The following is an 11,338-nucleotide window of genomic DNA, read 5'->3' as shown; positions in this document are numbered from 1 at the left end:
GGTCTACGCTCATGGGCAGATCGTCGATCATCCGTTGTTCGTGGACGCGCCGCGCACGCCCAGCGGCACCACGGCTGCTCGGCGTCCGACGATCAGCGCGGGACCACCGCGTCAGTCGTAGTAGTCGTCGTCCTCATGAACGACCGCGGCGGGCTCCTCGACCACGTCCGGTTCCCGAGGGCTGGGTGCGCTCGGCATCGGATCCGTTCGGTCCCGCAGTAATTCACTGTTGCACAGGCAACAGATGGACTAATGCGATGGAATGTGAAGCAGTGCGTCTCGATAGCGGAACTTCATCGGCATCGGAGCTTTTGGGTGCGTCGCGTACGGTGGGGGCCGCTCGTACCCGACCGTGTGGTCAAGGATTTGGCGTCGAGCGGTTGCGGGAACGACGCGGGCGTTGGCCGGCTTCGACCGCGATTCGGTCCTCCAGCTCGGCAGGAACATGTCCGATGATGTCCAACCTGTTCGCTATCAGCAGTTTCCGCAGGACGGCCGCGACCTGAGCATCGACGGTGCGGATCGAACTGCCCCGGCGGGCCGCGATCGCGCTGTTGGCCCAGCCCGCGGCCGCGAGAACCGCGACTTCTCGCTCCGCGCGGGAGAGTTCATGCCACCGCGAGGGATCGGCGCCACCGCGGCGCACGGTGGACGGCGACTGGTAGATAGCACCCGCATCCAGCAGGAATTTCCGCAATTCGTCGAACTCCGGCCGTAGCGCTTCGCCACGCTGCATAGCGGCTGCGAAGGCATCTTCGCCGAGCACCTTGGTCGCGACGGCAGCGGCCAGCTCGAACTCTTGGCCGAACCAATTCAATTTCGTCGGTGCGATGCCGTGTGCACGGTGCAGCACGGCGCTCATGCCGCACATATGCGCAATCTCGGTGGCCGCTTGCCACAGTTGGGCGGGGTCGCCGTCGCCGGATGCGAGCTGACGGGTGACGGTATGACCCAGTGCGATCAAGTTGAAAGGGATAAACCACAGCGCCGAAAAGGTATCTCCCTTGGTAAAGAACTGCTTGAGCGCGGTCTGGCCCGCCCGCATCGCCTCGTTGATCTCCCCGTGCACACATATCGCATACAGCCACACCACCTCCGCCCAATCCAGCGACCAGCATGCCTGCGCAGCGATGGCACGATCGAGATGTCGCCGGGCAGTGCGTACGGCTCGCTCGGGGTCCCCGGTGACCGCACAGGCCAGTCCTTCGAACAGCTCGCTGCGCTGCTCGCCCGCCCGGTCGCCCGCATCGGCGAACTTCCGGCGCGCACGCGACAACACGTCGGCAGCGGCCGGATGCAGCTCACACATCAACTCGATTCCCCAGGAGAACTCCACCGCAGCGGGCAGACCGATATCGGCGGTTGGCGTATCACGCCACGTCCTACGCAATTCGAGGTCGGACACACAATGGGCTACGCATTCGTCCAGGAGTTGCGCGGCGTCGGCTATCTCGCCCTGCCATATCGCATTCCAGGCCATCAGCGCGGTCGCATCGACCCGGAGCCGAGTCGATGCCGGGTCGATGTGCCGAATGGCGCGTAGCGCGCGTTCGGCCAATGACGTAGCGGCGCGATTGGCGACCCCGAAAAACGGGACCAGCCATGCCATGAGAACCGCGACCGTCTCGAGGCCGACAACAATCTCGGTGGGCTCATCGAAACTAGTTTCGATGCCGATCAGAATGTTCTCCCAGGCGGAGTTCACCCAAGAGAACCAGATCCGCTCCTCCGGGCCGAGCCAGATTTCTTGTCCCGCAACGACTTTGTCACGGTAGTAGCGCCGGTGCCGAGCCAGCAGCCGTGTTTCGTCCAGGTCGTCGTCGCGGCGACGCAAACGGTCTCTGGCGAACACCCGTACGCTCTCGAGCAGAAAGTATCGGACCGTGGTCGAGGAAATGTGCGTAGATACCAACGACCGTTCGACGAGACGCTCCAACAGTCTGTCGATATCTCCCGCGGGCAAGGATTGATCGGCACAGACCGCCCGGATGGCGTCGGCTTCGGCGCCACCACTCGGTATATCGGCGCCATCGGTGTCGGAGGCGGTCGCGAATACCGATATTCGATCGAGCAGAAGTTGTTCGCGTTCGGTGCACAGCAGGTACGACCAGGCAATCGCATCGTGCACGCTGCGATGGCGGTCCTCCACCCCGGCCCTGGCACCATGTGACCAGTGCATGCGAATGTCATCGACATCGCCGGTGAGCTCCCGCAATACGATCGCAGGTGGTTGATGCCGTAATCGCGCGGCTGCCAGCCGAATGAACAGGGGATTATTGTCCACGTGCCGGCAGATCTGTTCGGCGATCGTGGGTTGTTCATGATCATCGGGAATCGACCGTCCGATAAGTTCGGCACGCTGGCGAAATAAGTCGACTGCCTGGTCCACCGGCAGTGGCGGCACGGTCACGATGTGCTCATCGATCCAGCCGATCGGTTCCCGGCTCGTCGCGGTGATCGTCAGCCCAGGAACCGAACTCAGTAGCACCGCGACCAGATGGGCCACGCCGGAGAGCACATGTTCGCATTTGTCCAGCACCAGCACGGTCTGGCGCGTATCCATCGCATCGTTCCCGACCAGCGCATCCACCATGCCCTCCCAGGCGGGCTGCCCGGTGACATCGCCCCGTGCGACCGATCGCATCACCTCTTCGGCCACCGAGTCGGTATCCGCGTCCGGCGCCAGCCGCGCGAGCCGGGCCCAGCAAACCCTCCGGTTCGAGACGATCCGGAAGCGAAGCAGCGCCTCGGCTGCCAGCGTCGTCTTGCCGATGCCGCCGGGGCCGACCAAGGTGATGAGCCGCGCCTCCCCGGCCGACAGCAACGTTTCAACCTGCTGTAATTCCGTGTGTCGGCCGACGAATCCAGAAACCGCGGCGGAAAGATCGCCGCGCCGATGGACCGCGACGGGGCAGTCGGCGGCAGCGGCCTGGGGATTGTGGCAAATGAATACCGAGCACATTGGACGTAAGCTACCTATGACTTTCGATGCCGACTTGAAAAACCTGCTACGACTCGAGCGTGATGTGGAAATCCGGATGTGCGGACATTCGGTATGATGCCCAGCGTCAGGTGGCACGCTTGATTCAGGTGGGAGCGATCCGCGAACCCCGCTTGCGCGGCCTCGGTGAGTGACAGTCCATGCATTGTCGATCCAACCGCGTGCGTCGCGCGCAGACACCGGACATAGGGCCGGAATGCCATGTCCTGGACGGCTATGTGTGCTGGTGGGTGCGAGTGAGTCGTCGTCATCGTGTGGGCACTCGATGGTGGGCCGGATCAGTCGGCGGTGCGGACGACGTAGGCGCGGGAGAAACGATGGTCGGAGCCGCCATTCTGTTGAGCCTCCGGCATTCGGCAACCCATCCAGCGACCCTGGCCGTCGATTCGCTGATCCTGTGCCTACTTTCCCATCGGCCAGATGAGGATTGTTCAGGATGAGTAAGAGCATGTCATTGTCGAGCGGTGGGGCGGTGTACTGCCGAGGGGGCCGAATAAATCAACGCTATCTTGAAATGCTCGTTGAGCGGCGTTGACGGCCTCGTGCACCACATCGTTCTCGCCCTCGGGGTGTAACAGGGTGACCGTATTCGGATCTATGTCCACATGGGTCTGGAGATCCCGCATCGGATGCTGAGGGTCAATCATGGTTGTGCCCCGCCTCAACCCCAGCGTGGTTCAATGACACATCTATCGAAGCCGTCACCTGAAATCTGCACCGATAGCGTCGCACTACTCTCACTTTGCCCACCTGACGTCGCATGTATCAGTGGGATTGTGGCGGGCACCAACGGCGCTGCGCATCCGTATGTTGATGTCGAAATATACGTAAGTAAGTTCGGTGCGGCGCAGGCATATAGAACCGGACGACCTCGGACCGACGGATCGCCGTCCGGCAGCCACCGTTCCACGCCTTTCAACTGCGCGAGATCCTCGTCCGCGTTCACCAGCCGCATGAATTCGCGCGCGTTCGCGGACCTGGTCTCCAGTATCGCTTTGAACTTGTCGGCATTGGTGAGTCGGGTGAGGAGATCGCTGCGGAGCTGAGGGTGTCGGCGGCAACGCTGTACAACTGGCGGCGCCAGTACGGCCGGACTACCGCAGATAAATTGCGGAGTCGCCTCGGTCGCGCCCACGCATCGTGCCACGTCGTATATCGCCCGAAACCTGTTCTGCCGCAAATTGCCGTTTTGCGGCCGTTCCGATCAGGGTGATACTTCGGCCTCTCGGGCCCACCCAATCACCCCAGAAGGCAGTGTAATTCGGTTCACTCTGGGTCCGCCGTGGCCAGGTGAACGACCTCGTGGTCGATGGCCGCCAGAGTGGCGGGGTCGTCGACCTGGTGGGCGGCGAATTCCAGTGCGGCGTGATATGGGCCGGCCTCGTTGGTGCCGATGTCGACCTGCTCGGCGGCAGCGATCAGGCGCTGCACCGTAGCCGGGTCGATAGGCGGATGTGGATTGGCCGGGGACCACAACTGCCATAGGGCTCGGCAGGTCACGCCCAGTCGTGCTGTCGAGGGCTGCTCAGTGAGCCATTCGAGGAGGCGAACGTCGAGGTCGGCGGTTTCGAGAAGGAGGGCTCGTACCAGCGCGAGATCGATCTCGAGCATGTCGTACTCGAGATAAGCGGATTCCTGGGCGGCGAGCAGGCCGACGATGCCCTCCCTGATCTCGGACGGATCAAGCTCGGCATAGGCGTGTGAGCTGGAGTCGAGAAGTGCTTCGGCGGCTCTGCCGAGATCAGCGGGCTTCTCGGTCATGGCACACCTCGGTTCAGCCGCATGGCGGCTAGGACATCTTTCGTCACGAGTATTTCTCCAGGGGCGCCGCCGTCGATCAGATGCTGGCGGACGGCTTCGAGGCTTCCGGCGGGTGCCCACGGAAGTGGCTGCCCGCTCTCATCAACTCGGCGGAAAGTGTAGCTCGAGTCGTTGTTGATGCACCATATGTCGCTGGGCGTGCCATCAGCATTGCGAACGTTGTACAGCTCGCCCCCCGCTCGTGCTGGACCACGTGCGGTGCCACCCTCGCCGGGCTGAAGGTCACCGTGCTTGATATAGAACGGTTGATCCGGCGGCAGCGGCTTCATGAAGTCGGAGCTGTTCTGCAGCTCCGGTGCGAACTTGAAGTTCCCCTCGGCGTCGACCACCCAGAGGTACTTCATATTGGGATTGAGGGAGTACAGATCAAGCGGGGTCCCGGGCGGAACCGTGCGCATATTCGGAGGGTTGGTGTAGGGCCACTCGCTCGGCCGAGGCTCCCGCCCGCCCTTCGCACCGGTATCGGTGGCCGCTGGCTCTCCTATCGCCTCGCCCTTCCCCGGATCGGTATTCATGGGGGGCGCCAGCTCGGGCTCCGGCGGCGGGGACTCCTCTTCTACGCGTGCGCGGGCTTCCTCTTCCGCGCGTCGCGCTGAAGAGGCTTTCTCCTGGGCGGGTGGAGCCGTTTCTTCGGGCCTGGTGCCGTGCCCTTCTTCGAGGGCCCTCGGGTTGAAAGCCGGACCGGCCTCGTCTATTTCGAACCAGTAGGATTTCTGGCCGCCGGGGCCTTCCTCGATGCCGTATCGATGTGCGAAAGCCTGGAGCTTCTGTTCGATGAGGCGCTGTGCGTGTGGTGGTATCTCGGTTCTCGCTTGGCCGTTCGATGCCGGCGGGATGTCGGGTCGCGACACCTCGACTCGCAGGACTCGGTTGCCAACCGGGCCGGTCTTCGTGGCCGTGATCTCGCCGCCGGGCCCGAGGTAGACGTGCGCTTCGAATAGAGCTCTCCCCAGATGCACGGCGGCTGCGGCCTGGTTGCGGCTGGCCCAGTCGTCGGTCATCGCATGCATGCCGTCGACTACGTCGGGGACGTTCGCGGGATCGTCCTGGCCCGAGTGTCTCTGGTACAAGCTGACGGCCGGATCCGGTTCGGTGCCGTCCGGTCGTGGTGGCGGGGGGAGCTCGTCGGTCAATGGATGATCTATGGGGCGTTGGTGCTCTAGAGCCTCATCCAGACGCTTTATGTGCGGCGGCACATTGTTGCCACCGGAATCGATGCCTTCGGGCCCCGTGGGATGGGCTGGAGAGCCGTCGGGGGTGGACTCGGGCGCGGAACGACCTCCGTCCTCCACGCCTTCGCCCGGTGCGGCTGTATCCGGTGGTTCCTCCCCCGGGGGATGTCGTGGTGTGGTGCCAGGTTTGGTGTCGGGCCGGGCGGCGTCGGAGTCCTGGCCGTCGTGTGTGCCGGGCTTTCCGGGCTTGGATGCGTCGCCGTCGCCTTGGTTGTCGGGTGGTGTGGCTTCGCCCTCTGGGGGTATCTGTGGGGGTTGCTCTGGTTTGTCGGGTTTCGGCCGTGTGGGTTCGGGTTGGGGTCTGTCGGGCTCGGGTGTATTGGTGGGCGGTGGGTCGGGTAGGGGTCCGTCGTTGGGGTCGTCTGCGGGTCGGCGTGTGTCGTCGCCTTGGCCGTTGCGTCGTGTGCCGGGTTCGGGTGGTGTGGCTTCGCCCTCTGGGGGTATCTGTGGGGGTTGCTCTGGTTTGTCGGGTTTTGACGGTGTGGGTTCGGGTTTGTTGTCGGGTGGTGTGGCTTCGCCCTCTGGGGTACCTGTGGGGGTTGCTTCGGCTCGTCGGGTTTCGGCCGTGTGGGTTCGGGTTGGGGTCTGTCGGGCTCGGGTGTATTGGTGGGCGGTGGGTCGGGTAGGGGTCCGTCGTTGGGGTCGTCTGCGGGTCGGCGTGTGTCGTCGCCTTGGCCGTTGCGTGGTGTGCCGGGTTCGGGTGGTGTGGGTTCGCGAGGGATGCGGGGTGCGGGATCAGAGCCGCCCGGTGGTGTGGCGCCGCGTGGTGGGGCGTCGGGGGGTGGTGTGGTACCTGAGTGTGTGCCGCTACCGCTGGGTTGGGTGCTCGGTGGTGTGGTGGAGGTATTCGTGTTCGAGGTGTCGGTTTTGGCCTGGACTCCCATCCCGGGTGGCAGGGGGCGGGCGAAGATGGTGGCCGAGCCGACGAAGCCGCCGACGAGACCTTGGATCACTGCGGCTCGCAGTTCGTCGGAGTCCGGGATATGCCCGGTCACAACTATCCCCGCGCCCGCACCGCTGATCGCTCCCGCCAAGCCGCCGACGCCACCGATCAGCACGCCGGCGGTGACGTGCGTGCTGTAGCGGACGATGTTGGATTCCGATTTCCCGGCGACCTTGCCGAGGAACTTGTTGATCCCGGGTGCGAATCGCGATGCGAAGCGTGCTCCGATGCCGCCGCCGACGCCACCGATGATCGCGGCGTCTTGGACCAGGTCCCACTCCATCTTGTCGCGGTGATGCAATATCTCCTTCTGGTAGAACTGGGCACCGGCATTGACCTCGGCGGCGGTGCCGGCACCGAGTGCGAACCCGATGGCGGTGGCTTTGGCCAGCGGCAAACCTTTGCGTTTGGTGGCACACTCCAGCCCGACCTTTTTGATGCTGCCGTAGTACCGGCGTGCGCTCGCGGCCCAGGACGCCTCGGCCGCTGCCCGGTCCTCGGCCGCCTTGATGACGCCCGGTGCGGACATCAGGGCATCCGCCGCCAGCTGTGCCAGCAGCGCGAGTCCGGTTCCGATCACTTGCAGCTTGGTGAATTCGCAGTCGTTGGCCTTCTTGTGGCACTGCTCGGCCATGGAGTCGAAGTACTCGGCATGGTTGCACAGATCGTCGCCGAGCTGCACATTCCTGGTCGCTTTCGTGTCGGCGCTGTAGCCGTGTAGGGCCGCCTTTTCCGTTGCGGCGGCCACATTGTGCCGTTTGCCGAGTTGGCGGCAGCTGTCGGCAGCCGCCTTCCAGTGGTCACCTTCGCGGCGCAGCGCGTCCTCATCGCAATCCGGCCAGTACCCTGCCACGGCCTCGACCAGCCACTTCGGAAATGCCTCCGGAATCGTCAGAGTCATAACAATGCACCCGATAACACGCTTGTTCCCTGGTCAGCTCCGCCGCTGCGGAACGGACTAATTCGTAAATCCGTCGCGCGACGGCTGAATCCGCCGTCGCGTGTTCATCACAATTGTTGTACTGCTGCCTCTCACGTCAGCTGGGATTGTGACAGCGACCATTGGAACTGCGCATCAGTATATTTGCACCGAAATATACTTAAGTAGGTTCATTGCATCGGAGACAGCGTGATCCGATATCTAGAGGTGTTAACAGAGTTCCCGCTATTGGAAAGCTTGTTGCGGTGTGCGATTTGCCAGACTGGGGCGGACGGATCACACCCGTGATGGGAGTTTGGGCTGATGGCTAAGAGCGGTCCGCTTGAAGACAGTACGACCGGAATCCTGAATCGGGAAGATTTAATTCGGCAGGGGGAATGGCTTTACTCGCCGAATGGGCAGTACAGGTTGGGTATGGAGCATGGCCAAATGGTCATTCAGCATGTACCCACTGGAAACCGGGTCGATCGATTCAGCCCTAAAGATGGCTCGGCTACCCGGATCAGATTCGAATACGAAAAAGGCGATGGCGAGGAAACCAGGCTCGAACTCCATAACGATGATGACAAAGAGATTGCCAACATATCCGATTCCAATAGCGATTTGCATAAGGGTGAGGCGTGGACGAAGAATTGGGATGATCCAGATGATGACAGCAAAGGATCGGTGCAGTACGTTCTAACGAGACAGAATCCAGCTCCGCCCCAGAATTCGGGTTCCGGTTCTGGTTCGGGCTCCGAAAATAACCAGTCGGCCAATGATCACAGTGGCGATAGCGGGGGCAACGGCGGGTCCACCGGTGCTCCGAATTCGACTCAGGTCACAGCCGCCCAGCCGCTGAGCACGACTCCGGCGAGCACGAACGAGGATTTCGGTTCCACATTCGATGATCTGCTCGGCACGCCCAAGAACACCACCGGTTCGGTCGATAGCACCCCACCCTGGCCAGTGGAACCGGTGACAATGCCACGAACCCGGACCTCGGTTCCCTGCTGAGCGCATGCCACGCCAGCGGCTAATGCCACGCCAGCGGCTAACCCGGGCAACAACATGGCCGACTTGATGGGACCGATGGCTATGATGAGCGCTCTGGCGCAGAGTAACCAATTCCGTTCCCAGCCAGGCGATGACAGAGGCCACGACGAGCGGGATTCGCGCGAGGAGCGAGAACGGTCCCGGGAGCGGAACCGCGCCACCCAAGCGACGAATACCGAGCCCGCCGCGCAGGCTGCTACTCCAGGCGTCACCGCGCCGGGCTACGCGGGTTCTCCGCCTCCGATCACGACACCCGGCGCAATGGTGGACTACAAACTTCCGGACGATTCGACCGTGCAGGTGTCGTCGACGGTCGCCGATGCTTTGCAGAAGCAGCAGCAAAATACCGCCATCGATGCGGTGGCGGCATATTCGGGAACGCCGGGCGAGTCCACACCGAACCATCCGTGGGCAACCGTCAATGACGTCGCCCAGCTGAAGACCGGCGATGTCGTGCAGTGGGAGAAACACAGTGCGTTGATCATCAACAATCAGAATGGCCTGCATATCCTCGATGGAGGTCAACTCATTCTCTTGGATCCCAACAGTCCTCCGCTGACCGAAAAGTATGGGAACTTCTCGGGCTACTTTCACCCGGCGGGGATTGATGTCGGCTCCAATGCCGACCGTGGAACCGCTGTGGCGTCACCGCCGACCGTGAGCACACCGCGACAAGCCGGCCCTCCGCCGGTCATACCGCGGCAGATCTGAGTGGCAGGAAGACATGAGCGCGAAGACCGACATCATTGAAGGAGGCGGCATGCGAAATGAGCTGGGCGCCAAAGTGAATCCGAGTTCGATGCCTCTGCTGTCGGGGGAGTAGTGATCGTGGCGGACATCTGGCCTCGCGATATGCATCCCGATACGATCTCGGCGGTGCAATCCGGTCGAGCGGTGGCGAACACCATCGATGACATGCTGGAAAAGATCGACCGGATCCGTGCCCGCCGCCCCTCACCCAGTTCGCGCGTGATACCGGAGGTGGACGGGATGGGCAGACTCACCGATCTCTACATCGCTCCCGGGACTATCGTCGGCGCCGCGAGCAGTGCGGAGCTGGTATCCGACATCATGGCGGCGATTCGGGACAGTACTTTCGACGCCCTGCGGCAGCACAGGATCGTTGTTCAGGAGACGACCCTGCCGAAAGTGCCATGGCCGCAACCGTGACTCGCCGGCCCGGTCGAGGATGCCCAGGAGTGACACCGTGACAGATCTGGATACGTCGGAAGACGCCGAGGCGGAAGCAGCGCGCGGTTGGCACAATTCGATCTACGAGGTGTTCAACCCCGACTATTCGGTTGGCGTGGCGTGCGATCGCGCCGGCACGATCGTCGGCCTGTATCTCGGCGATGATGTGCTCGAGCGCGCCGACGACGGTTGGCTCGCGGCCGAGGTGCTGCGGCTGGCCCGGCTGGCCCATGTGAAGTCTCGGGTCGGTCGTCGTGCGGAGCTGCTGTTCAACGGCGGGCCACCGGATCTGGCCGACTTGTTGGAGCTGCCAACCGAGGCCGCGTACGACCTTATGGAGAAGACCGAGTTCGCGCGAGACTCTGATTACGCGTAGGCGGAAGCCGTGCATGTGCTGCTGCGTCGGCATTCAGCCCATTTCCCCAAGTCCTCGGTCCCAACGATGGGATACATGAAATGGGGAGAACCGTTGAGAATGGAGAGTTCGTCGATATGGTCGAGAAATTCGCTCAAGATCCGGAGGAGCTGCGCAGATTGGGTGACGCCAACCGCGCCGCCAGCGCTCCCGCCTATGCGCGGGCCGAGGGAGATCCTGAATGGGAGGCCGAGTTCGAATCTCGGTACGGCAAGGCTGCCAACGCGTACCGGGTGTTCGCCAGTCGATACATCATCGAGCGCGGAATCGGCTACACCAAAGTGGGTGATAGCCGAAACGCTACGGGCGATAATTCGACAGCCGCCGCGAATGCGTTCGAGACAACAGATTCCGACGGCGGCGCGCAGGTGCGGCGGACGATCCCGGAGGCGTGAAGCCGAGGCTTCAGACCTCGAGCGCCGCCGCTTGCCTTCGGGGTAATGTCCGGGTATCAGTGTCGCGATGGCGGCCCGAATCTCGTGCGGCCATCGCGGATTCGCGAGCTGAGCCAATAGCCTGTCGGTGCAGGGGCGGTCGAGGCGGGCCACCGCGAAGTACACGATGTCGTCGTCGAACCTCTCCGGATTTCGCTCCGGATCGTTTTCACCGTACGGGTATTCGGTCACGATCTCGCGGGCTGCGATGATCCGCTGTTGCCGGGCCATGCGTCGGTCAGGTGGGTGCGCCCGATTCGCTGGGGTTGCCGCGTTTGCGTCTGCGGATCTTGGAGGCGGTTCGGCAGCGTCGGGAGGTGTCTGTT

At 63.1% G+C, this 11,338-nt stretch carries 10 protein-coding genes; 6 read left to right on the top strand and 4 right to left on the bottom strand.

Annotated features, from left to right (window positions below; translation table 11 throughout):
- Nucleotides 1-358: 358 nt before the first annotated feature.
- Nucleotides 359-2,962, bottom strand: a complete 2,604-nt coding sequence (locus AB0J29_RS36385) for an NB-ARC domain-containing protein (RefSeq protein WP_364795711.1) — start codon at nt 2,960-2,962, stop codon at nt 359-361.
- A gap of 922 nt (nt 2,963-3,884) precedes the next feature.
- On the opposite strand from AB0J29_RS36385, the gene AB0J29_RS36380 reads away from it, so the two are divergent.
- Complete coding sequence (locus AB0J29_RS36380; protein WP_364795713.1) at nt 3,885-4,214, top strand: transposase; 330 nt, start codon at nt 3,885-3,887, stop codon at nt 4,212-4,214.
- Between the two features lie 53 nt (nt 4,215-4,267).
- Here AB0J29_RS36380 and AB0J29_RS36375 read toward each other — a convergent pair whose 3' ends face one another.
- The 3 genes from AB0J29_RS36375 to AB0J29_RS36365 are packed head-to-tail and all read right to left on the bottom strand — an operon-like array spanning nt 4,268 to nt 7,898.
- Nucleotides 4,268-4,762: a hypothetical protein gene (locus tag AB0J29_RS36375; protein ID WP_364795710.1), complete on the bottom strand. Its 495-nt coding sequence runs from the start codon at nt 4,760-4,762 to the stop codon at nt 4,268-4,270.
- Nucleotides 4,759-5,955: a hypothetical protein gene (locus AB0J29_RS36370; protein WP_364795707.1), complete on the bottom strand. Its 1,197-nt coding sequence runs from the start codon at nt 5,953-5,955 to the stop codon at nt 4,759-4,761. The genes AB0J29_RS36375 and AB0J29_RS36370 overlap by 4 nt, the downstream gene beginning before the upstream one ends.
- A 47-nt stretch (nt 5,956-6,002) precedes the next feature.
- Nucleotides 6,003-7,898 carry a hypothetical protein gene (locus AB0J29_RS36365; protein ID WP_364795705.1) on the bottom strand — a complete coding sequence of 632 codons (1,896 nt, stop codon included), beginning with the start codon at nt 7,896-7,898 and terminating at the stop codon, nt 6,003-6,005.
- 342 nt (nt 7,899-8,240) lie between these two features.
- Here AB0J29_RS36365 and AB0J29_RS36360 point away from each other — a divergent pair, with 342 nt between their 5' ends.
- From AB0J29_RS36360 to AB0J29_RS36340, 5 genes are all read left to right on the top strand, one after another.
- Nucleotides 8,241-8,933 (top strand): hypothetical protein, encoded by a 693-nt coding sequence (locus tag AB0J29_RS36360; protein ID WP_364795703.1) that lies wholly within the window; start codon nt 8,241-8,243, stop codon nt 8,931-8,933.
- Between the two features lie 75 nt (nt 8,934-9,008).
- On the top strand, nt 9,009-9,683 hold the full coding sequence (locus tag AB0J29_RS36355) for a hypothetical protein (RefSeq protein ID WP_364795700.1): 675 nt from the start codon (nt 9,009-9,011) through the stop codon (nt 9,681-9,683).
- 117 nt (nt 9,684-9,800) lie between these two features.
- Complete coding sequence (locus AB0J29_RS36350) at nt 9,801-10,142, top strand: hypothetical protein (RefSeq protein WP_364795698.1); 342 nt, start codon at nt 9,801-9,803, stop codon at nt 10,140-10,142.
- Between the two features lie 37 nt (nt 10,143-10,179).
- A complete protein-coding gene (locus AB0J29_RS36345) occupies nt 10,180-10,539 on the top strand; it encodes a hypothetical protein (RefSeq protein ID WP_364795696.1) in 360 nt (119 codons plus the stop codon).
- An 80-nt stretch (nt 10,540-10,619) separates the two neighbouring features.
- Nucleotides 10,620-10,973, top strand: coding sequence for a hypothetical protein (locus AB0J29_RS36340; protein WP_364795693.1), 354 nt, complete (start codon nt 10,620-10,622; stop codon nt 10,971-10,973).
- The last annotated feature ends 365 nt before the right edge of the window (nt 10,974-11,338 follow it).

This window comes from Nocardia sp. NPDC049707, from assembly GCF_040674855.1.
Classification (GTDB): domain Bacteria; phylum Actinomycetota; class Actinomycetes; order Mycobacteriales; family Mycobacteriaceae; genus Nocardia.
The sequence above is the reverse complement of the archived record's forward strand: the minus strand, read 5'-3'. Positions and strand labels throughout refer to the sequence as shown.